Raw genomic sequence first — 26523 nt, forward strand, 5'->3', positions numbered from 1 at the left:
CTCCCCTAGGCGGCCGAGGCGTGTTCCGACTCGGACGCGTCGCCGCGCACCACGATGACCGGCAGCGGCTTGCGGGCGGGGGCGTCGGCCGTCCGGCGGAGGTAGCGGCGCTCCTCCGGGGTCGTCCCGCCCCAGATGCCGTCGGGCTCACCGACCTTCAGCGCCCACGTGAGGCACTCGGCGATCACGGGGCAGTTCGCGCAGATGGCCTTGGCGGCGTCCTGCTGCTCCTGCAGCAGCTCCGCCGAGTAGCCGATCGGGAAGAAGAGGTCCGGGTCGGCCCCACGGCAGATGGCGTGGTCGGTCCAGTGCTCTTCGTTCTCGTTGTTCTCGTTGACGTGCATTGGCTTCTCCCTGCGCCGCGACGAGACCACCGTGCGGTTCTCCTCGGCGGGGGTGGTCTCCACTCAACGTAGTACTACAACCCGTAGTACTACAAGACATACGTGAACGTTGCAACTTAGCGTCCGGATAACCTGTGAGGTGTGCAGCGTGATCAAGAAGTGACCTTCCGCGAGGCAACGGTGGCCGATCTTCCGCAGATCGTCCGGCTCCTCGCCGACGATCCCCTCGGATCGACCCGCGAAACACCCGGGGAAGAGATCCCGGAGGCCTACTTCACCGCCTTCGCCGCGATCGAGAAGGACCCCAACAACGCCGTGATCGTCGCGGAGTCCGCGGGCGAGCTCGCCGGCACCCTCCAGCTCACCTACATCCCCGGCCTCACCTACACCGGCGGCGAGCGCGCCCAGATCGAGGGCGTCCGCATCGCCGCCGAGCAGCGCGGCCGCGGCGTGGGCCAGCTGATGATCACCTGGGCCATCGACCAGGCCCGCGCCCGCGGCTGCCGGGTGGTGCAACTCACCACCGACCGCCAGCGCCCCGACGCGATCCGCTTCTACCAGAAGATCGGCTTCCGCCCCTCCCACATGGGCATGAAGTACCACCTCACCGACCAGTAGCGCCCCCGCCTCCCGACCACCGGCGCGGGTGGGGGTGGTCAGGTGGTGGGGGTGGAGAGGTGGCGGGGGTTGGCGACTGTGAGTTTGTCGATGATGGAGGCTCTTACTGCTTCGGTCACCTCGTCCATGCGGGCGTCTAGGGTGCCTTCGCGGATGGCCTTGGCCAGGTCTGTGTCGGTCTCGCAGTTCAGGTTGCGGAGGCGCTTCTCGTGGGCCCGCTTGTGAGTGTCGCCTAGGAGGAGTTCTCTGCGGGCTATCGCCAGGGCCGCGGCGGCTACTCGGGCGTGGAAGCGTAGGCGGTCGTCCGGTTGGTCTGCCTGGAGGAGGAAGGCGCCTACCGCGTCCATGAGGGCTTGCGCGTTGGGGCGGTCGTGTGGGGGTGTGTCGGTCGGCTGGGCCGTCTCCAGCGGGTCTTGGACGGTGGTGGGTTCGGTCAGGCCGAGGGCTAGGAGCAGGTCGTGTTCTTGCTCGCAGACCCTGCGGCCCAGGACGGCGTACTCGATGGACGTGTCCGAACCGTTCAGATAGCGCTCGGCCTGGTGGCGGCACAGGATCGTCCAGCGGAGGGTGCCGTAGACCTCCCACCAGTGGAGTTCGTCCAGGGTGGGCGGGGTACCGCCGGCGGAGGCGTAGCCCTCCAGGAGGTCTTCGCGTGAGCCGAAGCCTCCCACGGGGTGCGGGGAGTTGAAGCGCCAGGCTTTGGTGCAGAGCCAGCCCAGGTCTTCGGCCGGGTCGCCCAGATGGGTCAGCTCCCAGTCGAGGACGCCGCGCACGCCCGTTTCGTCGATCATCAGGTTGCCGTTGCGGAAGTCGCCGTGGACGACCGTCCGGCGGGCGGAGGCAGGTGGGCGGTTGTCGTCCAGCCAGCGGAGCGCCAGTTCGACGGCGGGGCGCGGCTCGAAGTTCGCGTAGTGCTCGGTGAGGGCGTCCAGGGGGTCGAGGTCGGGGAGGTCCGGGACGGGGGCCATCGTGTGCAGGCGGGCCAGGATCGCGCCGAGGTCACGGGCCAGTCGCGGGCGGACGTCCGCGAAGCGGTCATCGCGGAGGAGGCGGCGGGGGATCGTCTCGCCGGGGAGGCGCTCCATGATCAGGAAGGGGGCGCCGGCCAGGTCGTCGCCGTGGTCGGCGAGGGCGGGGACGGGGACGCCGGCCGCGGCGGCCGAGGCGAGGAGGGCCGCCTCGCGGCCCATCGCGGTGGGGTCGGGGAAGCCGGGCGGGTCGCGGCGCAGGATCAGGGCGCGGTCGTCGGCGTCGAACGACCAGGTCTCGCGGCTGGCGCCGCCGGACAGGCGGCGCAGGCCGGTGATCTTCGCGCCCAGCCGGGCCGCGAGGGCGGCCTCCACGGCGGTCACGCGCGGGCCGCGCGCTGGGCGGCGGCGAGGTCGCGGAGCGGGTCGCTGCCCCGGGTGTCGGCGTACTCCTCGATGCGGACGATCCGGTCATCGCAGACGGTGGCGAACAGGCACGCGGCCATCTCGACCGGTGTGCCGTCGGGGAGGCTGCCGCGCAGGACGTGCCGCTGGACGTAGCCGTCCGGGAGCGGGTCGCGGCGGATCTCCTCGTAGCGGAAGTCGCGCAGGTTGCGCGACAGCCAGCGGAGCGTGCGGAGGTTGTCGTCCACGGCCTGCTCGGAGCCTCCTCCCGGGCCCCCGTTGTGCCAGATCCGCGCGTCCGGCGCGTAGATCGCGCGGAGGGCGTCGACGTCTCCGGAGGTGATGGCGGTGATGAAGCGGTCGGCGATCTCCACGGGTCTCCTTCGTCAGGACGGCAGGCCGAGGGCGCGCACGGTGAGCGCGTCGAGGGTGTCGAGCAGGCGCTCGGTGCCCTGTGGATCATCGCCCTGAACGAGCCACAGGTACAGGGAGTGGTCGACCATCGCGGCGAGCGCGCGGGCCGTCATCTCGGGGTCGAGGTCGGCGGGGACGAGCCCCTCGCGCTGCCAGCGCCCGATCGCCTTCGCCGAGCGGGCGACGGACGCGGCGCGGTGCTTGCGCCGCAGCTCCTGGAACTCCTCGTTGAACGTGGCGACCTGCTCGACGATCGCCATCATCCGCGCGTTGCGCCGGTAGCCCTCGTAGTAGGCGCGGTTGGCGCGGCGGATGCGCGCGGCCGGGGTCGGGCCGGCCAGCGGGACGAGGTTGTGGCCCGTCATGTCCCCGAACAGCCGGTCGGCGACCTCCAGGAACACCGCTTCCTTGGACGGGAAGTAGGTGTAGAAGGACCCGTAGGCCACGCCGGCGTGCCGGGTGATGTGGGCGACGCGGGTCTCGGGGAAGCCGCGCTCCTCGAACACCTCGCGGGCGGCCGTGAGCAGACGCTCCCTGGTCCGGGCGCCGCGTTCGGTGAGCGGCTGGCCGCCGGGATCGTCCCGCATCTGCGTGGTTCCCTTCGCCTCGGGGTGTTGACAACCCGATGTCAGCTGGAACAGTATCCGAGCATCGAGCAACTTGATATGACTGTCAAGTCAACTCCCGGGAGGCCGCATGGCGAGGCGTTCATGCTGATCAACGACGTCGTCGAGTACGCGGCGCGCAAGCATCCGGAGCGCGCGGCGGTCCTGTTCGAGGACCGCGAGATCACGTACGCGCAGCTCAGGGACAACGTCCGGCGGACGGCGAACGCGCTGCTGGCGATCGCCGAGCCGGGCGACCGGGTGGCCGTCCTGTCCGGGAACCGGCCCGAGTACTTCGACCTGTACTACGGCGTCCCGGCCGCCGGGATGGCGCTGACCTTCCTCAACCACCGGCTCCACGCGTCCGAGATCGCGGGGCTCGTCGACCACGCGCAGGCGTCGGTGCTCATCGTGAGCAGCGAGTACGTCGAGGCCATGGCCGCGCTCCGCGACGCGATGCCGTCCGTGAAGGTCGTCCTGAACCTGGACGACGACTACGTCGACCTGGTCGCGAAGGCGCCCGCCACCGAGCCGCCGCGCCCCGACGAGGACTCCGTCGCCTGGCTCGTCTACACCAGCGGGACGACCGGCAGGCCCAAGGGCGTCATGCTCAGCCACCGCAACCTGGTCACCGGCGTGATCAGCTCGGTCGCGCACTGGGGCATTCCGGACGCGACGCGGTTCCTGTTCTGCTTCCCGCTGTGCCATGTCGGCGGCTACACGGCCGTCGTGTTCCACATGCGCGCGGCCACGGTCGGGATCGTCGGGTCCTACGACAACGACACGTTCCTGCGGCTCGTCGCCGACTGGAGGATCACGCAGACCGGGCTCGCGCCGACGATGATCGCGTTCCTGCTGTCGCATCCGGGTATCGAGGACCACGACCTCGGCACGCTGGAGGCGATCGGGTACGGCGCGTCCGCGATCCCGGCCGAGGTGCTGCGCCGGGGGATGGACGTCCTCGGCTGCGACTTCTACCAGGGCATGGGCATGAGCGAGCTGGGCGGCAACATCCTGCACTTCGGGACCGGCGAGCACCGCCGCGCCGCCGCCGGCGAGACGCACCTGCTCGCCGCCGCCGGCCGCGTCATGGACCTCGCCGACGTCCGGATCGTGGACGAGGACTTCCGCGACGTCCCGGACGGCGAGCCCGGCGAGATGGTCGTCCGCTGCGACCAGGTGATGCGCGGGTACTGGCGCGAGCCGGAGCTGACGGCGGCCGCGTTCCGGGACGGCTGGTTCCGCACCGGCGACGTCGTCCGGCGGGACGCCGAGGGCATGGTCTACATCGTCGACCGCATCAAGGACATGATCATCACGGGCGGGGAGAACGTGGCGTCCCGCGAGGTCGAGCAGGTGCTGTACCGGCATCCGGCGATCGCGGACGCCGCCGTGTTCGGCGTCCCCGACCCGCGCTGGGGCGAGTCCGTCTGCGCGGCGGTCGTGGCGCGCGAGGAGATCGCGGCGGAGGACGTCATCGCGTTCGCCCGCGAGCACCTCGGCGGCTACAAGGTCCCGCGCCGCATCGAGTTCGTCGGCGAGCTCCCCCGCAATGTCGCCGGCAAGGTCCTGAAACGCGACCTGCGATCCCGATTCAAGGAGGTCTCATGAACACCGAGTTCGAACTGGGCGGAATCAACCACCTGGCGCTCGTGTCGTCGGACATGAAGCGCACCATCGACTTCTACTCCGGCGTCCTCGGGATGCCGCTCATCAAGACGCTGGACCTGCCCGGCGACATGGGCCAGCACTTCTTCTTCGACTGCGGCGGCGGAGACTGCGTGGCGTTCTTCTGGTTCCCGAACTCGCCGGACGGCGTCCCCGGGATCTCCGCTCCGGCCGGACGCCCGGAGGAAGGCGAACTCGTCAGCGCGGTCGGGTCGATGAACCATGTCGCGTTCCACGTCCCGCCGGAGAAGTTCGAGGAGTACCGCAAGCGGCTCAAGGAGAAGGGCGTCACGGTCAGCCCCATCCTGAACCACGACGACAGCCCGTCCACCGTCGCCCTCGAACTGCACGACGGGGTGTTCGTCCGCTCCTTCTACTTCCAGGACCCGGACGGGATCCTCCTCGAATTCGCCTGCTGGACCCGCACGTTCGACGCATCCGACGTCTCCCACGAGCCCAAGACCAACGCCGACCGCACCGCCCCGAAGGAGCACCATGCCGCGACTGCGTGAGGTACCCCGCGCCGAAGTCACCGACGAGCGCATCCTCTTCTTCTACGACCGCCTTTTCGGGCCCGACCGCGACCCTGCCGTCGACCACGGCACCGCGACCGGCTCGCCCGGCGACTGGTGGACGGTCTTCGCCCAGTCCCCCGATGTCTTCCGGCACGCGGTCAAGGGCTTCGCGCTCTACCGGAACGCCGACCTCGACCCCGTCCTGCGGGAACTGGGCCAGTGCCGGGCCGGCTGGGCGCGCGGCAGCCAGTTCGTGTTCTCCCAGCACTGCAAGCAGATGCGGGCCCTCGGAATGGACGAGGCGAAGATCGAATCCATTCCGCACTGGCAGACCGCCGACTGCTACTCGCCGGTGGAGCGGGCCGTCCTCGCCTACACCGACTGCCTCGTCCTGGACGGCGGCCGGACGCCCGACGCGGTCTTCGAGAAACTGTACGACCACCTCTCCGACAAGGAGATCCTGCAACTCACCTACATCACCTGCATGTACGACATGCACGCGACGATGTCCCGCGCCCTGCGCCTGGAATTCGACGACCGCCCCGAGCCGATCGTCGAGGTCGCGGCGCCCGAGGGCTACGGCGACCGCGACATCTCCGCCGACCTGTCCGGAGGGGCCTGATGCTGTTCCCCGTGCCCGACCGGGTCCGGGACGTCCGGGACGCCGTGCACGCCTTCATGACCGAGCGCGTCGAACCGGCCGAGCCCGCGCTCAACGCCGGCGACCGGGACACGCTCCGGCAACTCCGCGAGGAGGCGAAGGCGGCGGGCCTCTGGGCGCTCGGCCATCCCACCGAGCTGGGCGGCGGCGGCCTGCCGTTCCTCGACTACGTCTACGTCAACGAGGTGCAGGGACGCAGCGAATGGGGCCAGCTCGCCCTGGGCACGTTCACCCTCCAGGACTCGCTCATGCTGCACAAGTACGCGAGCCCCGGCTGGCGTGAGCGCTACCTGGCCCCGATGGTCGCCGGCGAGGTCTCCCCGAGCTTCGCGATGACCGAGCCCGGCATCGCCAGCTCCGACCCGACCCAGCTCCAGACCAGAGCCGTCCTGGACGGCGACCACTGGGTCATCAACGGCCGCAAGTGGTTCACCACGGGTGCCGCCGACGCCGCCTACACCACGGTCATGTGCCGCACCGAACCCGAGGGGACGGCCCCGCACCGCTCCTTCAGCATGATCGTCGTCCCGACCGACACGCCCGGATACCGGATCGTCCGGGAGACGCCCGTCCTCGGCATCGACGGCGGCCACTACGAGGTCGACTACGACAACGTCCGCGTCCCCGCCGACAACCTGCTCGGCCCGCGCGGGCACGGCTTCGTCATCGCCCAGGACCGCCTCGGCCCCGGCCGCATCTTCCACTGCATGCGCTGGCTCGGCCAGGCCCAGCGCGCGTTCGAGCTGATGTGCGCCCGCCTCGGCACCCGCGTCGCCTTCGGCGAGCCGCTGTCCGCCAAGCAGCTGATGCAGCAGCACGTCTTCGACTCCTACACCGAGATCCAGGCGTCCCGCCTGCTGACCCTGCAGGCCGCCGAGCAGATCGACGCGGGCAGCCAGGCGCGCATCGAGATCGGCGCGATCAAGGTCGTCGGAGCCCGCATGGTGCACAACGTCATCGACCGGGCCATCCAGGTGCACGGCGCCGCCGGGCTCACCGACGACACGCCCCTGTCCCGCATGTACCGGCACGCCCGCGAGGCCCGCATCTACGACGGCCCCGACGAGGTCCACATCCAGAGCACCGCGCGCCGCATCCTCAGGAAGCTCGAATGAGCCTCACCCGGAGGTCCCTGCTCGGCGGCCTCGGCGTGGCCGCCGCACTCGGCACCACCGCCGCAGGCCGCCCGCGTCCGCGAAAGGGAAGAAAGTTGAAGATCACCAAGCTGGCCGACGGCCTGATGTTCCCCGAAGGCCCGACCGTCCTGCCCAACGGGGACGTCCTGGTCGTCGAACTGCACCGCGGCACCCTCACCCGCGTCAGGCCGGACGGCACCACGTCCATCGCCGCGAAGACGGGCGGCGGCCCCAACGGCTCGGCGCTCGGCCCGGACGGACGCGTCTACATCGCCAACTCCGGCGGCCTCAACCGCTTCGAGGTCGGCGGCTTCGTGTTCGCCGGCGGCATCCCCGACGACTACGAGAGCGGCAGCATCCAGGCCGTCGACCTGTCGGACGGCTCGGTCGAGACCCTCTACTCCGACGGTCTGCGCGGCCCCAACGACCTCGTCATCGACGCCCAGGGCGGCATCTACTTCACCGACTACGGCAAGAGCGACGGTGTCACCGGCGACAAGGGCCGCCTCTTCTACGCCAAGGCGGACGGCTCGTCCATCGAGATGATCGCCGCCGGCATGGAGGGCCCGAACGGCATCGGCCTGTCCCCCGACGGCAAGCGCCTCTACGTCAGCGAGACCTACACGGCCCGCGTCTGGTGGTGGGACGTCACCGGCCCCGGCGAGATCAAGGGCGGCAAGTCGCTCGGCGGCTCGGGCGGCGGCAACTTCCTCTACACCGCCGCGGACTACACCAACTTCGACTCCCTGGGCGTCGACGGCCACGGCAACGTCTGCGTCGCGTCCATGGTCCACGCGGGCATCTCGATCATCAGCCCGAGGGGCGACCTGGTCCGCTTCGTGGACATCAACGTCGACAACGACCCGGGCATCACCAACATCACCTGGGGCGGCGAGGACATGCGCACCGCCTATGTGACCGCCTCCAGCACCGGCCACCTCCTGAAAATCGAGGACTGGCCCCACCCCGGCCTACACCTCAACCACGCCACCTGACCCGACGGGCGGCGGGCTCGCGGGGGTGGGGACGAATCGCGTGGCGTCGCCGGAGTCGGAGTGAATATGCGGGTGTCGCGGTTTTCGGGTGGTCGGAGTTTCCCGCTGTGGTGATGGGGAAATCTGGCTGCTAGAGGGAACGGAGGCGATTGGCATGGAGGTCGTTCTCGAAATGACCCTGCCGAGGAACGCCGAGAGCGCTCCGCTGGTGCGGCACACGCTCGACGCCTCTCTCCGCGGCCTCGGGGTGGGCTCCGAGGTCCGTGCCGATATCGCGCTCGCTCTGGGGGAGGCGTGCGCGAACGTCATCCAGCACGCCGCCGCCGGAATGGAGTACGAGGTCCGGGCGCGGATGGACGGGGCGAGATGTGTCGTGGAGGTCATCGACGGGGGCACGGACGACGACGCGGCGCAGGAGGGCACCGGGTGGGAGTCCCTGCAGGTGCCGCCGCTCGCCGAGCACGGCCGGGGGCTCCAGTTGATGCGGGCGTTCACGGAAGAACTTCATATCGCCGACCGGGTGCACCGGAACGGCGCGGTCGTGCATTTCGAAAAGTCGCTGGCGGGCTGACCGGGCCCGGCGGGCAAGGGCGCCCGCCGGGCCGGTGACGCGGGTCAGCCGGTGACGCGGTCAGCCGGTGACCGGAAGGTCGTGCTTCACCGGGCTCGGCGCGGGCGCCTCGGCCGGGGTGCGCACGGGGGCGCCCTTCCCGCAGGTGGCGGAGGCGACCCGGACCGCGCCCTTGCCGCCGGGCAGCGCCAGCTCCATCGCGGTGACGGCGAGCCGGCCGTCGGCGGTGCGCTGCTGCTTGTTGAGGATGAGCGAGGTGCGGCCGAGACCGTCCACGTCTACCGGGATGGTGGTGTTCGGCGGCGGGGTGGAGTCGAGCCGCTTCCCCGCGAGGACGGCGTCCGCGAGGCTCGCGCTGCCCCGGCCGTTCACGCACTTCGCGGAGACGGCGTCGGCGGCCAGCTTCGCGGTGGGGACGGCGAGCCGCGCGACCGACGAGCGCGCCCGGTCGGCGGAGGCGCTGACGTCCAGCGCGGACGCCCTGACCAGCTTGGTGTGGTTCTCCCGCAGCAGGCGCTTGCTGACCTCGCCGGTGGTGGAGGAGACGGCGGGCACCGGCGGGACGGCGATCGGCCCGGTGACCGTCAGCCCGTACGCGGAGCCCTCGCCCCCGGTGGCGAGCGCGGGGCCGGCGGCGGTGGCGACGAGGCCGCCGGCGAGCAGGCCGGCCGCGGCGAGACGTGCGAAGGCATGGCTGTGACGCATGGTCGTACTCCAGTTCGTTGAGATCGTGGGTCAGGCCGAGATGAACACCAGCGAGCCGAGCGGCACGCGCGACAGCGCCTTCAGCGCGTCCGTGGGCACCCGCACGCAGCCGTGCGTGACGGCCTTGCCGAACACGGAGGCGTCGGGCCAGCCGTGCAGGGCGACGGTGCCGGGACCGCCGCCGAAGGTGTCCAGGGTCGCCGAGTGGGCGCCGAGCGGCAGGACGATCGGGCTCTGCTTCGTGTCCGGCGGCAGGATCGAGGCCATGACGAACGTCCGGCCGGACGGCGTCGGGGTCTTCGCGCCGCCGACCGCGACCCGCCACCGGCCGGCGGCCCGCCCCGACTTGAGCAGCGTGAGCCGCCGCTTCCCGAGTTCGACCTGGACGGTGTAGGGCGTGTGCGCGGTCCGCAGCCCGGTACCGGAGATCCAGCCGCTCGCCCGGTTGGGGCGGCTCGGCAGCAGCACCCGCCGCCACTCGCCGGAGCTCTCCACCACGGGCACCCAGGTGGGGCCGCCCAGTTCGGTGGTGGGGAGCGTGGCGACGCGGCGGCCGCCCGGACGGTCCAGCACCGGCGCCGCGCTGGTCGGGTGCACGACCAGGCCGTCGGTGGCGCCGTCCGGCGCGGCGTCCTTCGGGGCGCCGGAGACGGTGCTGAACGTGGTGGCCTCGGGGACCTCGGCGGCGCCGGCCTCCGCGGCGGTCCGTCCGGCACCGCCGTGCTGCGCGGTGGAGGCCGTGCCGTGCGCGGACGAGCCGCCGCACCCGCCGAGCAGCAGCGCGGCGACGGCCGGGAGCAGCCCGGCCGCGGTGACGGCGCGGCGGGATCGCCGCGGGGCATTCGTGGTCGCCATGAGGCGCGATGTTAGTAGTGGTGAAGGCGCTCGTACGGGGAATGGCGAAAACGTGCCGCGAGTCGCCATTGCAAAGAATGATGAACGCCAATTTGGTAGGCGTTTTGCGGAGCGTCGCGATTTATCTGAATAAAGCGGGCGAGTCAGGCGAGCATGGAGAGGGAGCCGCCCTCGTCGTCCGGTTTGGAGGCCGCATCGTGGAACTCCGTGAGCCCCCACAGCAGCGCGGCGCGCGCGGACGCCGGCATCAGCGCCAGCACGCGGGTGAGGTCCTCCAGCCGCCGCACCCGGAGCCGGTCGAGCAGCGCCCGGCCGTCCTCGCTCAGCCGGACGGTGACCTCGCGGCGGTCCCGGCCGGGGTCGCGGGTGAGCAGCCCGGCGGCCTCCAGCCGGTCGCACAGCCGGCTCGCCGAGGACACCAGCGCGCCCAGCTCGCCCGCCAGGTTGCTGATGTTGACGGCGCCGCGCTCCAGCACGAACAGCGCGCGCAGCTGCGTGGACGGGACGGGCACATCGGGTGCATTGTGGGCCCGCGACCAGATGTTCATCAGGGTGGAGGCCGCGTCGTCCAGGGCCGCCGCGGAGTCCGCGGCTCCCTCACCCGACGTGTCCACCATGCCCTCCACTGTTACACACCATGTCGCCGACGGCATCCCTGGACCTGCGGTTCCACCCGGCCCCGGGATCGCTCCGGCGCCTTTCCCGGCGAGGACGGCGATGCACGGCGAACCCGCGGACGATGACGGCCCCGGCGCGCTGGAGGAGGCGCTCTGGGCCGCGCCGCCGCACGAGCTGATCGAGTCCGTGACCGGCCTGCTCGAACGGCACGCGGGCGCCACCGCCGCCGAGGTCCTCCTCATCGACTACCGGCAGGCGCACCTCGTCCGCACGGCCGGGGGCGTGCGGGACGGCGACGTGTCCGTCGACAACACCTCCCAGGGCCACGCGTTCGCCGCGCAGCGGACCGTCCCGGAGAAGGACGCCGTCCACCTGCCGCTGACCGTGAAGGGCGAGCGGCTCGGCGTGCTGACCGTGCGCGTCCCCGGCGGCGGGCCGGGCTGGCTGGAGGAGTTCGCCGCCGTCCTCGCCCGCGCCCTGAAGATCGCCGACCAGGGCACCGACCTGTACCGGCGGCTCCGCCGGCGGACGCGGCTGACGCTCGCCGCCGAGATGCAGTGGGACCTGCTGCCGGCGCCCGCCTACGACGCCGCCGAGTTCCGCTTCGCGGGCCAGCTCGAACCCGCCTACGCGGTGTGGGGCGACAACTTCGACTGGTCGGTGTCCGCCGAGACGCTCACGCTGACCGTCAGCAACGGGATGGGCTCGGGCACGGACGCCGCCGCGCTCACCCACCTCGGGATCAGCGCGCTGCGCAACGCGCGGCGGTCCGGCGCCGGCATCGCCGAGCAGGCCGCGCTCGCCGACCAGACGCTGTACGCGCGGCACCGCGGCGAGCGGCACGTGGCCACGCTGCTGATGGAGTTCGGGCTCGGCACCGGGCGGGTCCGGGTGGTGGACGCGGGCTCGCCGCGGGTCTACCGGATGCGCGGCGGCGCCACCGACGGGATCGGGTTCGACGCGCAGATGCCGCTCGGGATGTTCGGCGACACCCGCTACACGACCGAGGAGTTCACGGTCGGGCGGGGCGAGCGGCTGGTCGTCGTCAGCGACGGGGTACACGCGGCCGAGTCCCCGTCCGGCGTCCCCTACGGGCGGTCCGCGCTGGGCCAGGCGCTGCGCGCGACCCGGCTGCAGGACCCGCCGGAGGCCGTCCGCACGATGACCCGCCATTTCGTCGAGTACCACGAGGGGACGAGCCCGGTCGACGACGCCGTGATCGTCTGCATCGACTGGACCGGACGCGGCTGACCAGTGGGCCGACGGGTCAGCGGGGCAGCTTCACCACGGTGACGAAGAAGTTGTCGATCTGCCGGACGACGGAGATGAACTGCTCGAAGTCGACCGGCTTGGTGACGTAGGCGTTGGCGTGCAGGTGGTAGCTGCGCAGGATGTCCTCGTCGGCCTCGGACGTCGTCAGCACTACGACGGGGATCGGGCGCAGGTCGTCGTCCGCCTTGATCTCGCCGAGGACCTCGCGGCCGTCCTTGCGCGGCAGGTTGAGGTCGAGCAGCACCAGGTCGGGGCGGGGCGCGTTCGCGTACTCGCCCTCCCGGCGCAGGAACGCCATCGCCTGCTCGCCGTCGTTGACGACGTTCAGGGTGTTGTTGACCTTGTTGTGCTCGAACGCCTCGACGGTCAGCAGGACGTCGCCCGGGTCGTCCTCGACGAGCAGGACCTCGATGGGGCGCGGGCCTTCGTTCACGTGTCGTCTCCGTTGTCTGGGTGCGGCCGGACCGGCAGGGTCCAGTGGAAGGTGGTGCCGGGCGCGTCGCCGCGGTCGCCGGTGTCGAGCCAGATGCGGCCGCCGTGGAACTCGACGATCTTCTTGCAGAGCGCGAGCCCGATGCCCGTGCCGGTGTACTCGTCCCGCGGATGCAGCCGCTGGAAGATCAGGAAGATGCGGTCGGCGTACCGGGGCTCGACGCCGATGCCGTTGTCGGCGCAGCCGAACACCCACTCGTCGCCGTCGCGGCGGGCGTCGATGACGACCCGGGGCGGCACGCCGTCGCGGCGGAACTTGATCGCGTTGCCGATGAGGTTCTGGAAGAGCCGGATGAGCTGCGCGCGGTCGCCGGGCACGTCCGGCAGGTCGCGCAGCTCGACCTCGGCGCCGGTCTCCTCGGTCAGCGCCGCCAGGTTGTCCAGGGCCTGCCGGGCGACGGCCGCGAGGTCGATGGACTCCTCGTGCTGCGTCATCCGCCCGACCCTGGAGAAGGTCAGCAGGTCGTTGATGAGGGCCTGCATGCGCTTGGCGCCGTCGACGGCGAACGCGATGTACTGCTTCCCCCGGTCGTCGAGCTGGTCGCCGTAGCGGCGCTCGAGCATCTGGCAGAAGCTCGCGACCTTGCGCAGCGGCTCCTGCAGGTCGTGGCTGGCGACGTAGGCGAACTGCTCCAGCTCGGCGTTGGACCGGCGCAGCTCCTCGGTCTGCTCGTTGAGCTGCCGGGTCTTCTCCTCGCTGTAGCGCCACTGCCGGATGATCCGGTCGCGCATCGCGTCGATGATGACCGCCAGCTCGTTGATCTCGGCCGGTCCCGGGACGTCCAGCGGGGCCCCGAAGTCGCCCTGCGACACGGCGCGGACGCGTCCGGTCAGCGAGGACACCGGGGTCAGCACGGTCCGGCGGAGCAGGATGGCGAGGGCCAGCGCGGCCACGACGACCATGATGAGCGCGGCGATGGTCGACCACTGCGCGGCGCTCGCGCGTGACCGCAGCTTCGCGGCGGCCCGGTCGTGCAGCTCGGTGATGCCGATCTGGAGCGGCGTCATGTCGCCGCGCGCCTGGTTGAGCAGCCGCCGCGCCTCCCGGCTCTCGTCGGGGTCGACGCCCGCGCCGCCGGGACCGGCCGCGATCCTGTCGGCGAAGCCGGCCCGCCACGCCCGGGAGTCGGCGGTCGCCTTGTCGAGGAGGCGCTCGACGTCCCCGCTGCCCGCGACGTCCGACAGGAGCCGGCGCATCCGGTCCGCGCTGTCGGCCTCCTGGCGGACGGCCTGGCGGTACTGGTCGATGTGCTCGGCCCGGCCGTCCTGCGCGTAGTCGCGGATGGCCGTGTCCTGGTTGGTGACGGCGGTGGAGAGGCGGAACTGCTCCAGGGTCGCCGGGTCGACCTTGTTGATCAGGACGTCCCGCGCCTCGTTGTCCCCGTGCAGCGCGGTCCCGGCCTGCGCGAAGGCGAGCAGGAGCAGCAGGCCGAGGACGAGCGCGCCGATCTGGTAGATCCGGACGAGCCGGACGCGGCCCAGCCCGTGCCCCTCGGGAATGTCCGCCGCGGGCAGCACGACGGCCGGCCCGCTGAGCCGAAACTGCCGACCGAGCTCAGCACCACGCTCCGCCGCCTCCTCCGTGCCGTCGGCGTTCGGGGCGTTGTCGGGGGGCTGCGGGGCGGGGTGGTCCGCGGGCATCAGGCGTCGCCCCGGCTCAGCAGCAGGACGGCGAGGTCGTCGGACAGGACGTCCCCGTTCAGCCGTTCCGCCTCCGCGATGAGGCCGTCGATGAGCACGTCGCCGCGCTGCCCCTCGCCGTGCGCCCGCTTCGCCAGCTCGACCAGCCCGGACAGGTCGAGGTACCCGTCGCCGTCATGGCCCTCGATCAGCCCGTCGGTGTAGAGCAGCAGGGCCCACGACCCGCCGAGGTCGAGGTCGAGGGCGGGCCATTCGACGCCGGGGATCAGCCCGAGCGCCGGTCCGCACGGCTCGTCCGGGACGGCCGTGACGCCGCCGGGCGCGAAGAGCAGCGGCGGCGGGTGCCCGGCCCGGTACATCCGGGCGCCGCGCCGGTCCGGTGCGATCGTCAGCATGCACAGGGTCGTGAAGATCTCCTCGGCCCACCGCTCGTGCTGCAGGACGGCGTCGAGCGTGTCCAGCAGCCGCGGCCCGGTGTGCCCGGCGAGGACGAGCGTCCGCCACGCCATGCGGAGCCGCACCCCGAGGGACGCCTCGTCGGCGCCGTGCCCGCTGACGTCGCCGATCACGACGTGGACGGCGCCGTCGGCGGTCTCCACGGTGTCGTGGAAGTCGCCGCCGAGCAGCGCCCGGTCGCGGCCGGGCCGGTAGCGGGTGTGGTGCCGGAACGTGCCGTCGCGCAGGATCGGGACGGGCAGCAGGCCGCGTTCCAGCCGGGCGTTCTCCCGGCTCAGCGCGCGTGCCTCGACGAGCTGCCGCTCGGACTCGTCGGCGCGCTTGCGCTCGATGGCGTAGCTGATCGCGCGGGTGAGCAGCGCGCCGTCGACGTCCTGCTTGACGAGGTAGTCCTGGGCGCCGGCGGCGACGGCGGCGACGCCGACGTGGGCGTCGGCGAGGCCGGTCAGCACGAGGACGGCGGTGGCGGGCGCGTGGGTGCGCACCTGGTGGAGCGCGTCGAGGCCCTGCGCGTCCGGCAGCGACAGGTCGACGATGACGCACTGGATGTCGGGGCGCAGCGCGTCGAGGGCCTCCCGCAGCGTGGTCGCGACGGTGATCCGGAGGCCGGGCTGCGCCTCGGTGAGCAGCTCCTCGAACAGGAACGCGTCACCCGGATCGTCCTCGACGAGCAGGAGGTGCGGGGAGCCGGCCACGCCGAGGAGCCGCTCCGCACCGCGACTGTGCATCGCGGCCATGTCTCAGCTCCTTCGGTCCGGCGCAACCGGGTGATCAGGCGGAGGGTTTTGGTTGTCGTCGAGCAAATATTAGAGGCACGCGATCACACGAATGCACAGCAAACACCCGAAACGGCGACTCTGGCACCACAACCTACTTGCGCCGCGCGTAGTAGCGCGCGACCCGTGCCCGATTTCCGCAGCGGGCCGCGGAGCACCAGCGGCGGCGGGGGTGCGCGGGCAGGAACAGCATGACGCAGCCCGCCGCCTCGCACTCCCGGACGCGGCCGACCGCCGGGTCGGCGAGCAGGTCGGCGGCCGCCTCGGCGAGGTGCGCGGCGAGCCGGGCGCCGTAGCCGCCGCGGCGTTCGGCGAGCAGGGCGACGGCCGCGCCGTCCCAGACCGGCCGCCTGATCGCGGGGGCCCGGCGCTGCGCCTCGGCGAGACCGTCGAGGGCCTCGCCGGGCGGGCGGACGGCGCGGCGCGCGTGCCCGATCGCGACCGCCGCGTGCTCCCGGACGGCGTGCACCGGCGCGAGGTCGGCCGCGGTGAGCGGCTCGGGCGCCGGCACCCGGTCGCCTTCGAGGCCGAGCCAGGCGGCGAGCCCGTCCACGGTCGAGATGAGGTCGGCGCCGGCCGGACGGGTGTTGACGAGGTCCAGCGCCAGCGGCTCACCGGTCAGCGGCACGGGGTCGGTCATGGGCCTAATGCTACATCGGGCCGTTGACACGTTAGATCATCGTGAGCTAGGACTAATGCATCCTTGATGCCAGGAGGCATGTGAAATGACGATCCCATCCCTTGCCCGCACCGCGCACCGCCATGTCGACGTGGACGGGATCCGCGTCTTCTACCGCGAGTCGCTGCCCGCCGACGCCGATGCGCCGGTGCTGCTCCTGCTGCACGGGTTCCCGTCGGCGTCCCACCAGTTCCGGCGCCTGATCGACGTGCTCGGCGGCCGCTACCGGCTGATCGCCCCGGACTATCCGGGGTTCGGGCACAGCGACGTCCCGGAGCCCGCGTCGGCCGGCGGGACGTTCCGCTACACCTTCGACGGCCTCGCCGACGTGATGGAGGGCTTCGTCGAACGCCTCGGCCTGGACCGCTTCGCCATGTACGTCTTCGACTTCGGCGCGCCGGTCGGCTTCCGGCTGGCGCAGCGGCATCCCGAATGGATCGCGGGCCTGGTCGTCCAGAACGGCAACGCCTACGAGGAGGGCCTGTCGCCGGGCGCGCGGGACTTCATCGCGCTGCGGCCCGGCACGGCGGGTGCGGAGCAGACCGTCCGGGACCTGCTGACCCTGCCGGCCACGCGCGGCCAGTACGAGGGCGGGACGGGCGACCCCGCGCTCATCGCCCCCGACGGTTGGACGCTCGACCAGCACTTCCTCGACCTGCCCGGACGGACGAGGCCGCAGCTCGACCTCGCCTTCGACTACCACACGAACGTCGAGCGGTACCCGGCCTGGCAGGCTTGGCTGCGCGAGCACACCCCGCCCACGCTCATCGTGTGGGGACGCAACGACATGTTCTTCCCCGAACCGGGCGCCCGCGCCTACCTGCGCGACCTGCCGGACGCCGAACTCCACGTCTTCGACACCGGCCACTTCGCGCTGGAGGACCACCTCGCCGAGATCGCCCCGCTCATCGCCCGCTTCCTCGACCGGGTGTAACGGTGTGATTCGGGTGTAACAAGGTCGCTCGTCCGGCCACTACCTCGTGACATGAACACCTGGACGGACGGAGATGCGGTGTCGGACGACAGCGGCGAAGGGACGGGCGGTGACGCGGTGTGAATCCCGATGAGCAGCGCTTCACCGCGATCTACGACGCCTGCCGGCAGAACGTGTGGGCGTACGCCGCCGGCCGCGCCGGGCGGCAGGTCGCGGACGAGGTGGTCAGCGAGACGTTCGCGGTCGCGTGGCGGCGGCTCGCCGACGTCCCGGACCCGGCCCTGCCGTGGCTGCTCGGCGTCGCGCGGAACGTGCTGCGCGACGGCCACCGGGCGCGGGTGCGGCGCGAGTCGTTCACGGCGGAACTCGGGCGGTCGGCCGCCCGTCCCGCCGGCGACATCGCCGAGGACGTCGCGGAGCGGCTCGCCGTCCTGCGCGCGATGGCGACGCTGCCCGAGCAGGACCGGGAGGTCCTGATCCTGATCGCCTGGCAGGGGCTGACGCCCCGCGAGGCGGCGCAGGTCGTCCGCTGCTCACCCGCCGCGCTGCGGGTGCGGCTGCACCGCGCCCGCCGCCGCCTCCTCCGCGCCGCCGGACAGGAGCAGGAGAGGGCGGACGACCGCGAACCCGGCGGGGTGCGGCGGCAGGTGGGGATCATCAGCGAGGAGATGTCATGAGGGACGTACTGCACACCCTGCGGCAGGCCAGGCCCGCCGAACTGGACCCGGACGCCCCGGTCGACGAGGACGTCCGGCGCGCGGAACTGACCCGCGCCATGGCGAGCGCTCCGGCGGGCGCTTCGACGAGCAGTCTGGCGGGCGCTTCGGCGAGCACTCCGGCCGGCCCGCGGGTTGAGTCGGGGCGGCGGCGGGTGCGGCCGGTGTGGGGGCTGGGCCTGGCCGGGGTGGTGGCTGCGGGCGCGGTCGTCGCGGCGGCCGTCGTCACGACCGGCGGGAACCCGGCCGGACCGGCCACGCCTCCGCGGGCGGGCGGGGCCGAGCCGGTGCTGGACGCGAAGGCCGTGCTGCTCGCGGCGGCGGTCAAGGCGGACGGGCAGACCGAGACGGTGCGGGCGTACTGGCATCAGGCCACGGTCTCGTCCCACCTCTACATGGTCGGGACGGGCGCGGACCGCTACGGCGTCGTCGTCCGGGACAGGGCGGAGACCTGGACGCCGAGCCGGCCGGGCGTCCACAGCTGGACGCTCCAGCAGAACCTCGGCGCCAAGCCCGCCACCGCGGCGGACACGGCGGCGTGGCGGCGCGCCGGATCGCCGGCCGCGTTCGAGATCGAAGTGCCGAAGCCGCCCAACACCAAACCGCGCACGGGACGTTTGAAGTCGTTCACGGTGAAGACCGCTCCGGGCCGTCCCGACGTGAGCAGCGCAGCGCTGGTCGACGGGGACAAGGTGTTCTGGCTGGGCCGGAACGTGACCATGAAGGATCTGCGGTCGCTGCCGCCGGACGCGAAGCGCCTCAAGGCCGAGCTGATGCGCTGGTACGAGGGCCACGGCACCGAGTCGGACCAGCCCATGGCGTCGGACGAATGGCTCTACCAGGTGGCGCGCGGCCTGGTGATGGACATGCCGGTGAAGCCGGAGGTCCGGGCGGCCGCGTTCCGGATGCTGGCCGCACTCCCGGCGGTGAGATCGGTCGGAAAGGCCACGGACCCGCAGGGCCGGACGGGAAACGCGATCGCGGTGGACGAGAAGACGAGCCGCGGCGTCGTCCGCCACCAGATGATCATTGATCTGTCCTCGGGAACGGCGCTGGCCAGCGAGAACATCGTGCTGAAGCCGGCGGCCGGGACGGGAATCCCCGCCGGGCGGACGGTGGACTCCACCGTCATCGTCACCACGGAATGGACGGACGCCCCCCCGCGCTGACACGACTGGGCAAGGGACGGCGCCGGCCGCGGTGCCGTCCCTTCCCGGCGTTAGTGGCCGAGATGTGATCAGGCGCTTTTGGGCGTCCTGCGGGCCGCTTTCTGCGCGGCCTGGCGCTGCGCGGCGGCGGCCTTCGCGCGGTTGAGGCTTTCCCTTACCTTGGCGGCGCCGCGGGTCGCGGTCACCGTGTCCTTGGCGCGGCCGGCGTAAACGGCGAGCACCTCGGCGACGGGCGGCGGCTGCCATTCCTCCTTGGCGGCGATCGGCAGGACGGGGACGGTCACGGGCGCGGTGACGGGGTGCACGGAGTTTCCGACCACGGGGACGAGCGCGAGATGCGATTGGCAGTGCGGGCACTGCACCCCCGGATGGGTGTCTCTGCTCATAACACAAATCATTACGCAAGGGTCTGACAAAACAAGCCCCGCCTTTAAAACGCGTTCCGGCGGGCGGCCGGGTGGCGCCGGGGTCGCACGTACCTGGCCACGGGGAGACCTTCACTCGGCGCGGCGGCGTGGGTAGAACGAGACCGTGACCTCTCACGAGCCTTCCCCTCCGGCGGTGTTCTGGCCCCGATGTTCGGCCGTCCGCGGATGCAGTGGACGCGCGGCCGGGCGGTACGGCGGCTGCCCCGCCCATCTGCGGCCCCGCGAGTTCGCGGAGTTCACGGGCGCGCTGCGTCCGGGCGGTGACCTCGACCTGCGCGGCGTCACCGTCCCGGCGTGGCTGCTGGACGCCGTGCTGGACGCCGTCACCGGTCCGGACGGCCGCCCCCACCTGGGCCGGGCGCGGTTCGACGGCGCCGTGCTCCTGTCCGACGCGGTGCTGCGCGGCGTCTGCGTGGAGGGCGACAGCTCGTTCGACGGGGCCTGCTTCCTCGGCGGCGTCTCGTTCTACGACGCGCGGTTCTTCGGCAACGCCTCGTTCCGGGGCGCGCGGTTCGGCCGGAACGTGTCGTTCCACGAGGCGCGCTTCCACCGGTACGCCTCGTTCGAGGAGGCCGTGTTCACCGGCGACGCGCTGTACGGGGAGGTGCGCTGGCACGCCGACGCCTCGTTCCGCAACGCCGTGTTCATGGGCGCGGCCTGCTTCGACCGGGCTTCCTTCGGGCGGGACGCGGCGATGCAGGCGGCGTGCTTCCGCGGGCCCGTCTCGTTCAAGCGCGTCCAGGTGGCCCGGCACGCCCGGTTCGAGCGGACCCGCTTCCGGCAGGGCGCGGCGCTCGGCCCGCTGGTCGCGGGCGGCCGGATCGGGCTGTCGGACGCGACGGTGCACGGCCGGCTCCGGGTCCACGCGGCGGCCCCGCGGGTCACCGCGCGCGGCGTCGTCGTGCGCGGGGAGGCCGCGTTCCGGCTGCGGAACGCCGAACTCGACCTGGAGGACGCGGTGTTCGAGGGCCCGGCGTCCGTCCGGTCGCTGCCCCGCCCGATCCAGGGGCTCGCCCCGCCGGCCGGGCCCGCGGCCGTCCGGGTCGCGTCGCTGCGCCGGGTCGACGCGGCCGGCCTGCACCTCGCGGACGTCGACCTGAGCGGCTGCGGGTTCCTCGGCCTGCGCCGCCCGGACGCGCTGGTGATCGCGGGCGACTGCTCGTTCGCGACCGTCCCGAACCGGCGGACGCTGCGGCCCTGGGTCCGGGACGGCCGCGCGGTGCTCGCCGAGGACCTCGCCCGCGGCACCGGCGACGCCGCCGACGACGACCGGCTGCGGGCGCTCTACCTGGAGCTGGCCCGCGCGACCGCCGACTCCGGCCGGGGCGGGCTCGCCCGCGACTTCCGGTACGGCGCGCTGGAGGTGCGGCGGCACGGCGAGCGGGATCCGCTGCGCCGCCTCGGCCTGCACCTGCTGTGGATCACCTGCGGCTACGGGCTGCGCGCGGGACGCGTCGTCGCCTGGCTCGCGGTGATCGTCGCGCTGGCCTGCTTCGGCGCGTCCACCCTGCACCACGGCGACCGCGCGGACACCGCGCACATCGCGCATCTGGACGGCGGCGATACGTAGCGGCCGGGCGGGGGCGGCGCCGGGCGGCGCCGGGCCGTCCGGCGGGCCGTCCGCCGGGCCGTCCGGCGGGGCCCGGAAAATACCGCATGATCAGCGGGAACCCGGGGCATGATCGGAGTGTCTGATACTTCGGTGAATCCTCCGAGTTCGACCGCCGTTCATCTTGGTCAGGGAAAATTAGGGCATGACCGTCAATCCAGGACAGCTCCCCGTTCACTCCGAAGCGCTGCCGGACGACCGCTTCCTCGACCGGGAGGAGAGCTGGCTGAGATTCAACCAGCGTGTCCTGGAACTCGCCGAGGACCCCGGCCTGCCGCTGCTGGAGCGCGTCCGGTTCCTGGCGATCTTCGCCAGCAACCTGGACGAGTTCTTCATGGTCCGCGTCGCCGGCCTCGCGCGCCGGATGGCGACCGGGCTCGCCGTCCAGTCCGCGAGCGGCCGGCAGCCCCGCGAGGTGCTGGAACGCACCGGCGAGGTCGCGCACGAGCTGATGCTGCGGCACGCGTCCTGCTTCCGTGACGGCATCCGCCCCGCCCTCGGCGAGGAGGGCGTCGACATCCTGCGCTGGGACGAGCTGGCCGAGACCGAGCAGGAGCGGCTGCGGCGGCTGTTCCGCGACCGGATCTACCCCGTCCTCACCCCGCTCGTCGTCGACTCGGCGCACCCGTTCCCGTACATCTCGGGCCTGTCGCTGAACCTCGCGGTGATCGTCCGCGACCCGGAGACCGACGCGACGATGTTCGCCCGCGTCAAGGTGCCGCCGCTGCTGCCGCGCTTCATCGAGGCGTCCCCGGACCGGTTCACGCCGCTGGAGGACGTCATCGCCGCGCACCTCGGGCAGCTGTTCGTCGGGATGGAGGTCGTCGAGCACCACGCGTTCCGGGTCACCCGCAACCAGGACCTGGAGATCGACGACGACATCAGCGAGGGCCTGCTCCAGGCCCTCGAACGGGAGCTGCTGCGCCGCCGGTTCGGGCCGGTCGTCCGGCTGGAGGTCGAGGAGTCGATCTCGGCGGCCGTGCTGGAGCTGCTGACGTCGGAGCTGTCGGTGGACGAGGGGCAGATCTACCGCGTCGTCGGGCCGCTCGACCTCGGCGGGCTCGCGTCCATCGCCGACCTCGACCGCCCGGAGCTGAAGTACCCCCCTTTCGTGCCGTCGAAGGAGGCGCTGCCCGAGGATGCGAGCATCTTCAGCGCCATCCGTGAACGGGACGTGCTCGTCCACCACCCCTACGACTCGTTCACCACGACCGTCCAGCGGCTGATCGAGGACGCCGCCGCCGACCCGCGCGTCCTCGCGATCAAGCAGACGCTGTACCGGACGAGCGGCGACTCCCCGATCGTGGACGCGCTGATGAGCGCCGCCGAGGCGGGCAAGCAGGTCGTGGTCGTCGTCGAGCTGAAGGCCCGGTTCGACGAGCGCGCCAACATCGCGTGGGCGCGCAAGCTGGAGACGGCCGGCTGCCACGTCGTGTACGGGTTCGTCGGGCTGAAGACGCACTGCAAGCTCGCGCTGATCGTCCGGCAGGACGACGAGGGCCAGCTGCGCCGCTACTGCCACATCGGCACCGGCAACTACCACCCGAAGACCGCCCGCCTCTACGAGGACTTCGGGCTCCTCACCGCCGACCCCGAGGTCGGCGAGGACGTCAGCGCCCTGTTCAACCACCTGACCGGCTACTCGCGGCAGAACTCCTACCACCGGCTGCTCGTCGCGCCGAACAGCCTGCGGTCCGGGCTCGTCCAGCGGATCGAGCACGAGATCGACAACCGGCGGTCCGGGCATTCCGCGCGGGTCCGGGTCAAGTGCAACTCGCTGGTCGACGAGGTCATCATCGACGCGCTGTACCGGGCGTCGCGGGCCGGGGTGCCGGTGGACGTCTGGGTGCGCGGCATCTGCGCGCTGCGTCCCGGCGTGCCCGGCCTGTCGGACATGATCCGGGTGCGCAGCGTCCTCGGCCGGTTCCTGGAGCACTCGCGGGTGTTCGCGTTCGAGAACGGCGGCGAGCCCGAGGTGTGGATCGGCAGCGCCGACCTCATGCACCGCAACCTGGACCGCCGCGTCGAGGCCCTCGTCACCGTCACCGACCGGGCGCAGCGCGACGACCTGCTCGCCCTGCTCGACCGCGCCATGGAGCCCGGCACCCACGCGTGGGCGCTCGCCGGCGACGGCACCTGGACCCGGGCGCGGCCGCGTCCGGGCGAGACGCTCCTCGACATCCAGACGCACCTGGTCAAGAGCCGCCGGTGGAGGACGGTCGATGGCTGAGGTCGTCCACGCGGCGGGCGCGGTGCTGTGGCGGGACGGGCCGGGGCCGCGGGACGGGCCGGAGTTCGCGGTGATCCACCGTCCGCGTTACGACGACTGGTCGTTCCCGAAGGGGAAGGTCGACCGGGGCGAGCACGTGCTGCGCGCCGCCGTCCGCGAGATCGAGGAGGAGACCGGCATCGTCGCCCGCCTCGGCCGCCGCCTCCCGACCAGCCGGTACCCGATCGGCGAGCGGACGAAGCAGGTCGACTACTGGGCCGCCCGGCCGGTCGCGTCGAGCGCGTTCACGCCGAACGAGGAGGTCGACGAGCTGGTCTGGCTGCCGGCCGGCGAGACGGAGGCCCGGCTCAGCTACCGGCACGACATCGACCTGCTCCACGAGTTCCTGCGCGGCCCCTCGCGGACGTCGCCGCTGGTCATCCTGCGGCACGCGTCCGCGGGCGAGAAGACCGCGTGGCGGGAGGCCGACTCGCTGCGCCCGCTGGACACCACGGGACGGCGCGAGGCCGCGGCCCTCGCCGGTCTGCTGCACGCCTACGGGCCGCTGCGGGTGATCAGCTCGGCGACGGCGCGGTGCCTGGAGACCGTCCTGCCCTACGCGCGCCTGACCCGGGCGTCCATCGGCACGGACGCGGCGTTCACCGTCGGCGACACCGGCCCGGAGGCGTCCGTGGCACGGCTGCTCGCGCTGGCGCGCACTCCGATGGTCGTGTGCACCCACGGCGAGATCGTCTCCGAACTCGTCACGGGCCTGTGCAAGGAACTCGGCGAGAAAGTCCCGGACGACCCGAGCCTCCGCAAGGCGGAATTCTGGGTCGCCCACCTCACCGATTCAGCACTGCCCGCCCTGGAGCGGCACAGCCCTTAGAACGACGGGCCGAGAGTGCGCGACCAGGTCGTCGCCAGCCGGTCGCGGGCCGTTGTCGCGTCGCATTCCTCCTTGCCGTACAGGACGCCGAGCGTGAACGCCTCCGCCGGAACCCTCGTGCGTTTCGCGGCGGCCGCGAGATGCTCCATGGCGATGACGCCGTCCTGGTACTCGCCGAGCACGCCCTGGATCCGCTTGGCGTCCTCGACCACCCGCTTCGCCGCGACGCCCAGCACCGGAACCGCCAGCTCGGCGGCGTACCGGACGCGCTTGGCCTCCTTGCGGGTCTCGTGGCGCGCCGTGTCGGGATCGCCGGCCGTCCTGATCGACGCGTACTCCCTGGCCATCCGGTCCCAGGCCCGCGTGACGAGGCCGGGCAGTTCCTTGCGGGCCTTCTTGCCCGCCTCGGCGGCCAGCGGCGGATCGGTGATCAGGCGGTCGAGTTCGTCGAGCAGCGCGAAATACCTGGGCTCCTTCAAGGCCGCGTTCAGCCGCCGGTACGCCGACCGCTCCTGCTTCTCCAGATCGTCCAGCAGGAAATCGGGCGCGCCCTGGAATCGCATGCGCAGCACTTCACGGTCGCGCACCTCCCCCAATTCCTGCGCCAGCCAGCGCAGTTCCGGCCCGAGCGGAACGGTCCTGCCCGCGTCCAGCACCGACCGGTAGCTGCGCAGCGCGCTCCGCGTCCGCCGCACACCGACCCGCATCTTGTGGACGGCGTCGTCCTCGCCCAGCCGCGCCTTCGGGTCGAAGTGCGCGATCGCCTCGACCTGCTCGGCGAGATACGCCAGCACGACCTCCCCGGTCGTGATCGCGGGCGCCTTCCCGTTGCTGGTGGCCGCGGTGATCCGCGACCGGGCCCCGGCCCGCGCGGCCGCCGCCGCGGACGGCACCACGGCCTCTCCGAGCAGCCGCCCCAGCTTCGACGACGACTTGGCCCGCTTCGCGCCGCCCTTGCGGAGCCGCTTCCCGGCGGCCTTCAGCAGGTCGGGCCCGCCCGTCCCCAGCTCGACCTCGATCTCCCGCCACCGCCGCGGCTCCGCGTCCTCGCCGCCCCGTCCGGTCACCAGGTCGTCGGCGACCTCCGCCAGCTCGGCACCGTCCGCGCCGAACAGCGTGACGACCGTCCGCCGCGTCTCCAGGGTCGCCACCGGACGCAGCTCGGCGCCCCGCGTGTACGCCGCGACCAGCCCCGCCAGCCGCGCCGGGACGACCAGCGGCCGGCCGAGCGGCGCCCGGAGCTCCTGCCTGCTGTCCGGCCCGGCGGGCATCTTCAGGTGCCAGCCCGCGTCCGTCCCGCCCCGGCGCCGCCGCAACGTGATCTTGCTGGCGGCGAGCCGCAGGTCGGCGGTATCGAAATAGGTGGCGTGCAGCTCGTGGACTTCGGGCTCCCCGAGCGCGGCGACGCCCGGCAGGCCGCTCAACTCCGGCAGGACGAAGTCGGCGGCGGCATCGTACTTCTGCTCGATCTCGAGATGCCTCTCGGCCACGCTCTGCTCCTTCAGGGACGTAGGTCGATCACCGCGCACACCCAGGTGACCAGCATTTCACGCCCGCGTGAACTGCGGCGGAATCCTTTCCCACGCCTTGCGCCCTACCATGCGTCCGTGCGGACACTGGTGCTCTGGGACATCGACCACACCCTCATCGACGCCGGCGGCGTCAGCGCGGGCATCTACGCGTCGGTGTTCGAACGCCTCACCGGCGGCCCGCCCGAGAAGGTCGCCGCGATGGCCGGCCGCACCGACCTCGCCATCACCACCGAAACCCTCCGCCACCACGGCATAGACCCGACGCCCGACCTCCTCACGTCCTTCACGACGGCCCTGGCCGAGACCTTCGCGACCCGCGCCCACGAGATCGCCGCGCGGGGCCGCGTCCTGCCGGGCGCCCACACCGCCCTGAAGGCGCTGGCCGCCCGTCCCGATGTGGTCCAGTCGGCCCTGACCGGCAACATGGAGCAGATCGCCGCCGTCAAGCTGGCCGCCTTCGGCCTCACCGACCTCTTCGACCTGGACGTGGGCGCCTACGGCATGGACGGCGTCGAACGCCCGCCCTTGGTCCGCCTCGCGCAGCAGCGCGCCTCGGCCAAGTACGGCGACGCCTTCACCGCGTCCAACACGGTCGTCAACTACTCGGCCCTGAAGGGACCGGGCTTGCTCGTTCGGTCCTTGG

The 26523-nt window shown here is 72.4% G+C and carries 27 protein-coding genes and 1 pseudogene; 15 read left to right on the plus strand and 13 right to left on the minus strand.

Going from position 1 to position 26523, the window contains the following annotated elements; translation table 11 throughout:
* Positions 1–5: 5 nt before the first annotated feature.
* Positions 6–407 (minus strand): WhiB family transcriptional regulator, encoded by a 402-nt coding sequence (locus ABZ806_RS16615; protein ID WP_500218156.1) that lies wholly within the window; start codon positions 405–407, stop codon positions 6–8.
* Between the two features lie 78 nt (positions 408–485).
* Between ABZ806_RS16615 and ABZ806_RS16620 the strand changes: the two genes are divergently transcribed.
* Entirely contained in the window at positions 486–962 is a 477-nt protein-coding gene (locus ABZ806_RS16620) for a GNAT family N-acetyltransferase (protein ID WP_500218157.1), read from the plus strand.
* Between the two features lie 38 nt (positions 963–1000).
* Here ABZ806_RS16620 and ABZ806_RS16625 read toward each other — a convergent pair whose 3' ends face one another.
* Genes ABZ806_RS16625 through ABZ806_RS16635 form a run of 3 tightly spaced genes read right to left on the minus strand, consistent with a single transcriptional unit; the run spans position 1001 to position 3336 of the window.
* Complete coding sequence (locus tag ABZ806_RS16625; protein WP_500218158.1) at positions 1001–2314, minus strand: phosphotransferase; 1314 nt, start codon at positions 2312–2314, stop codon at positions 1001–1003.
* Positions 2311–2709 (minus strand): nuclear transport factor 2 family protein, encoded by a 399-nt coding sequence (locus ABZ806_RS16630; RefSeq protein WP_500218159.1) that lies wholly within the window; start codon positions 2707–2709, stop codon positions 2311–2313. Before ABZ806_RS16630 ends, ABZ806_RS16625 begins: the two co-directional genes overlap by 4 nt.
* Positions 2710–2721: 12 nt before the next feature.
* The gene (locus ABZ806_RS16635; RefSeq protein ID WP_500218160.1) at positions 2722–3336 is read right to left on the minus strand and encodes a TetR/AcrR family transcriptional regulator; all 615 of its coding nucleotides are present in this window, start codon (positions 3334–3336) and stop codon (positions 2722–2724) included.
* 123 nt (positions 3337–3459) lie between these two features.
* On the opposite strand from ABZ806_RS16635, the gene ABZ806_RS16640 reads away from it, so the two are divergent.
* From ABZ806_RS16640 to ABZ806_RS16665, 6 genes are all read left to right on the plus strand, one after another.
* Positions 3460–4965, plus strand: a complete 1506-nt coding sequence (locus ABZ806_RS16640) for an AMP-binding protein (RefSeq protein WP_500218161.1) — start codon at positions 3460–3462, stop codon at positions 4963–4965.
* Positions 4962–5534 (plus strand): VOC family protein, encoded by a 573-nt coding sequence (locus ABZ806_RS16645; RefSeq protein ID WP_500218162.1) that lies wholly within the window; start codon positions 4962–4964, stop codon positions 5532–5534. Before ABZ806_RS16640 ends, ABZ806_RS16645 begins: the two co-directional genes overlap by 4 nt.
* Entirely contained in the window at positions 5518–6159 is a 642-nt protein-coding gene (locus ABZ806_RS16650) for a carboxymuconolactone decarboxylase family protein (RefSeq protein ID WP_500218163.1), read from the plus strand. The genes ABZ806_RS16645 and ABZ806_RS16650 overlap by 17 nt, the downstream gene beginning before the upstream one ends.
* On the plus strand, positions 6159–7313 hold the full coding sequence (locus tag ABZ806_RS16655; protein ID WP_500218164.1) for an acyl-CoA dehydrogenase family protein: 1155 nt from the start codon (positions 6159–6161) through the stop codon (positions 7311–7313). The genes ABZ806_RS16650 and ABZ806_RS16655 overlap by 1 nt, the downstream gene beginning before the upstream one ends.
* Positions 7310–8329: an SMP-30/gluconolactonase/LRE family protein gene (locus ABZ806_RS16660; RefSeq protein ID WP_500218165.1), complete on the plus strand. Its 1020-nt coding sequence runs from the start codon at positions 7310–7312 to the stop codon at positions 8327–8329. The genes ABZ806_RS16655 and ABZ806_RS16660 overlap by 4 nt, the downstream gene beginning before the upstream one ends.
* 154 nt (positions 8330–8483) lie before the next feature.
* Positions 8484–8900, plus strand: coding sequence for an ATP-binding protein (locus ABZ806_RS16665; RefSeq protein ID WP_500218166.1), 417 nt, complete (start codon positions 8484–8486; stop codon positions 8898–8900).
* 60 nt (positions 8901–8960) lie between these two features.
* Here the strand turns inward: ABZ806_RS16665 and ABZ806_RS16670 are convergent, their stop codons facing one another.
* The 3 genes from ABZ806_RS16670 to ABZ806_RS16680 form a co-directional block, all read right to left on the minus strand.
* On the minus strand, positions 8961–9605 hold the full coding sequence (locus tag ABZ806_RS16670; protein ID WP_500218167.1) for a choice-of-anchor P family protein: 645 nt from the start codon (positions 9603–9605) through the stop codon (positions 8961–8963).
* A gap of 30 nt (positions 9606–9635) precedes the next feature.
* Positions 9636–10460: a L,D-transpeptidase gene (locus ABZ806_RS16675; protein WP_500218168.1), complete on the minus strand. Its 825-nt coding sequence runs from the start codon at positions 10458–10460 to the stop codon at positions 9636–9638.
* A gap of 143 nt (positions 10461–10603) precedes the next feature.
* Positions 10604–11077, minus strand: coding sequence for a MarR family winged helix-turn-helix transcriptional regulator (locus tag ABZ806_RS16680; protein ID WP_500218169.1), 474 nt, complete (start codon positions 11075–11077; stop codon positions 10604–10606).
* Between the two features lie 100 nt (positions 11078–11177).
* On the opposite strand from ABZ806_RS16680, the gene ABZ806_RS16685 reads away from it, so the two are divergent.
* Entirely contained in the window at positions 11178–12329 is a 1152-nt protein-coding gene (locus ABZ806_RS16685) for a PP2C family protein-serine/threonine phosphatase (RefSeq protein WP_500218170.1), read from the plus strand.
* Between the two features lie 16 nt (positions 12330–12345).
* Here ABZ806_RS16685 and ABZ806_RS16690 read toward each other — a convergent pair whose 3' ends face one another.
* The 4 genes from ABZ806_RS16690 to ABZ806_RS16705 form a co-directional block, all read right to left on the minus strand.
* Positions 12346–12783, minus strand: a complete 438-nt coding sequence (locus ABZ806_RS16690) for a response regulator (protein WP_500218171.1) — start codon at positions 12781–12783, stop codon at positions 12346–12348.
* Positions 12780–14483: a sensor histidine kinase gene (locus ABZ806_RS16695; protein ID WP_500218172.1), complete on the minus strand. Its 1704-nt coding sequence runs from the start codon at positions 14481–14483 to the stop codon at positions 12780–12782. Before ABZ806_RS16695 ends, ABZ806_RS16690 begins: the two co-directional genes overlap by 4 nt.
* Positions 14483–15676 carry a PP2C family protein-serine/threonine phosphatase gene (locus ABZ806_RS16700; protein ID WP_500218173.1) on the minus strand — a complete coding sequence of 398 codons (1194 nt, stop codon included), beginning with the start codon at positions 15674–15676 and terminating at the stop codon, positions 14483–14485. Before ABZ806_RS16700 ends, ABZ806_RS16695 begins: the two co-directional genes overlap by 1 nt.
* A 133-nt stretch (positions 15677–15809) precedes the next feature.
* On the minus strand, positions 15810–16355 hold the full coding sequence (locus tag ABZ806_RS16705) for a CGNR zinc finger domain-containing protein (protein WP_500218174.1): 546 nt from the start codon (positions 16353–16355) through the stop codon (positions 15810–15812).
* An 85-nt stretch (positions 16356–16440) separates the two neighbouring features.
* On the opposite strand from ABZ806_RS16705, the gene ABZ806_RS16710 reads away from it, so the two are divergent.
* The 3 genes from ABZ806_RS16710 (at position 16441) to ABZ806_RS16720 (ending at position 19213) form a co-directional block, all read left to right on the plus strand.
* Positions 16441–17328, plus strand: a complete 888-nt coding sequence (locus tag ABZ806_RS16710; RefSeq protein ID WP_500218175.1) for an alpha/beta fold hydrolase — start codon at positions 16441–16443, stop codon at positions 17326–17328.
* Positions 17329–17447: 119 nt separating this feature from the next.
* Positions 17448–18005 (plus strand): RNA polymerase sigma factor, encoded by a 558-nt coding sequence (locus ABZ806_RS16715; protein ID WP_500218176.1) that lies wholly within the window; start codon positions 17448–17450, stop codon positions 18003–18005.
* Positions 18002–19213, plus strand: a complete 1212-nt coding sequence (locus ABZ806_RS16720) for a CU044_5270 family protein (RefSeq protein WP_500218177.1) — start codon at positions 18002–18004, stop codon at positions 19211–19213. Before ABZ806_RS16715 ends, ABZ806_RS16720 begins: the two co-directional genes overlap by 4 nt.
* A gap of 68 nt (positions 19214–19281) precedes the next feature.
* Here the strand turns inward: ABZ806_RS16720 and ABZ806_RS16725 are convergent, their stop codons facing one another.
* Positions 19282–19599, minus strand: a complete 318-nt coding sequence (locus ABZ806_RS16725; RefSeq protein WP_500218178.1) for a hypothetical protein — start codon at positions 19597–19599, stop codon at positions 19282–19284.
* Between the two features lie 145 nt (positions 19600–19744).
* Here ABZ806_RS16725 and ABZ806_RS16730 point away from each other — a divergent pair, with 145 nt between their 5' ends.
* The 3 genes from ABZ806_RS16730 (at position 19745) to ABZ806_RS16740 (ending at position 24348) form a co-directional block, all read left to right on the plus strand.
* Positions 19745–21211: a pentapeptide repeat-containing protein gene (locus ABZ806_RS16730; protein ID WP_500218179.1), complete on the plus strand. Its 1467-nt coding sequence runs from the start codon at positions 19745–19747 to the stop codon at positions 21209–21211.
* Between the two features lie 184 nt (positions 21212–21395).
* Complete coding sequence (locus ABZ806_RS16735) at positions 21396–23480, plus strand: RNA degradosome polyphosphate kinase (protein ID WP_500218180.1); 2085 nt, start codon at positions 21396–21398, stop codon at positions 23478–23480.
* Positions 23473–24348, plus strand: a complete 876-nt coding sequence (locus ABZ806_RS16740; RefSeq protein WP_500218181.1) for an NUDIX domain-containing protein — start codon at positions 23473–23475, stop codon at positions 24346–24348. The genes ABZ806_RS16735 and ABZ806_RS16740 overlap by 8 nt, the downstream gene beginning before the upstream one ends.
* Here the strand turns inward: ABZ806_RS16740 and ABZ806_RS16745 are convergent.
* On the minus strand, positions 24345–25838 hold the full coding sequence (locus ABZ806_RS16745; protein ID WP_500218182.1) for a CYTH and CHAD domain-containing protein: 1494 nt from the start codon (positions 25836–25838) through the stop codon (positions 24345–24347). The genes ABZ806_RS16740 and ABZ806_RS16745 overlap by 4 nt on opposite strands.
* On the opposite strand from ABZ806_RS16745, the pseudogene ABZ806_RS16750 reads away from it, so the two are divergent.
* Positions 25824–26411, plus strand: a pseudogene (locus tag ABZ806_RS16750) (HAD family hydrolase); the annotation flags it as partial. The gene ABZ806_RS16745 and the pseudogene ABZ806_RS16750 sit on opposite strands and share 15 nt — an antisense overlap.
* Positions 26412–26523 lie beyond the last annotated feature (112 nt).

Origin of the sequence: Spirillospora sp. NPDC047418, from assembly GCF_040643275.1 — a bacterium.
Taxonomy (GTDB): Bacteria; Actinomycetota; Actinomycetes; order Streptosporangiales; family Streptosporangiaceae; genus Spirillospora.

Coding starts and splice junctions, on each gene's coding strand:
- ABZ806_RS16635 (WP_500218160.1), bottom strand. CDS start 3,336: ATGCGGGACGATCCCGGCGGCCAGCCGCTCACCGAACGCGGCGCCCGG.
- ABZ806_RS16640 (WP_500218161.1), top strand. CDS start 3,460: ATGCTGATCAACGACGTCGTCGAGTACGCGGCGCGCAAGCATCCGGAG.
- ABZ806_RS16645 (WP_500218162.1), top strand. CDS start 4,962: ATGAACACCGAGTTCGAACTGGGCGGAATCAACCACCTGGCGCTCGTG.
- ABZ806_RS16650 (WP_500218163.1), top strand. CDS start 5,518: ATGCCGCGACTGCGTGAGGTACCCCGCGCCGAAGTCACCGACGAGCGC.
- ABZ806_RS16655 (WP_500218164.1), top strand. CDS start 6,159: ATGCTGTTCCCCGTGCCCGACCGGGTCCGGGACGTCCGGGACGCCGTG.
- ABZ806_RS16660 (WP_500218165.1), top strand. CDS start 7,310: ATGAGCCTCACCCGGAGGTCCCTGCTCGGCGGCCTCGGCGTGGCCGCC.
- ABZ806_RS16665 (WP_500218166.1), top strand. CDS start 8,484: ATGGAGGTCGTTCTCGAAATGACCCTGCCGAGGAACGCCGAGAGCGCT.
- ABZ806_RS16670 (WP_500218167.1), bottom strand. CDS start 9,605: ATGCGTCACAGCCATGCCTTCGCACGTCTCGCCGCGGCCGGCCTGCTC.
- ABZ806_RS16675 (WP_500218168.1), bottom strand. CDS start 10,460: ATGGCGACCACGAATGCCCCGCGGCGATCCCGCCGCGCCGTCACCGCG.
- ABZ806_RS16680 (WP_500218169.1), bottom strand. CDS start 11,077: ATGGTGGACACGTCGGGTGAGGGAGCCGCGGACTCCGCGGCGGCCCTG.
- ABZ806_RS16685 (WP_500218170.1), top strand. CDS start 11,178: ATGCACGGCGAACCCGCGGACGATGACGGCCCCGGCGCGCTGGAGGAG.
- ABZ806_RS16695 (WP_500218172.1), bottom strand. CDS start 14,483: ATGCCCGCGGACCACCCCGCCCCGCAGCCCCCCGACAACGCCCCGAAC.
- ABZ806_RS16700 (WP_500218173.1), bottom strand. CDS start 15,676: ATGGCCGCGATGCACAGTCGCGGTGCGGAGCGGCTCCTCGGCGTGGCC.
- ABZ806_RS16705 (WP_500218174.1), bottom strand. CDS start 16,355: ATGACCGACCCCGTGCCGCTGACCGGTGAGCCGCTGGCGCTGGACCTC.
- ABZ806_RS16710 (WP_500218175.1), top strand. CDS start 16,441: ATGACGATCCCATCCCTTGCCCGCACCGCGCACCGCCATGTCGACGTG.
- ABZ806_RS16720 (WP_500218177.1), top strand. CDS start 18,002: ATGAGGGACGTACTGCACACCCTGCGGCAGGCCAGGCCCGCCGAACTG.
- ABZ806_RS16725 (WP_500218178.1), bottom strand. CDS start 19,599: ATGAGCAGAGACACCCATCCGGGGGTGCAGTGCCCGCACTGCCAATCG.
- ABZ806_RS16735 (WP_500218180.1), top strand. CDS start 21,396: ATGACCGTCAATCCAGGACAGCTCCCCGTTCACTCCGAAGCGCTGCCG.
- ABZ806_RS16740 (WP_500218181.1), top strand. CDS start 23,473: ATGGCTGAGGTCGTCCACGCGGCGGGCGCGGTGCTGTGGCGGGACGGG.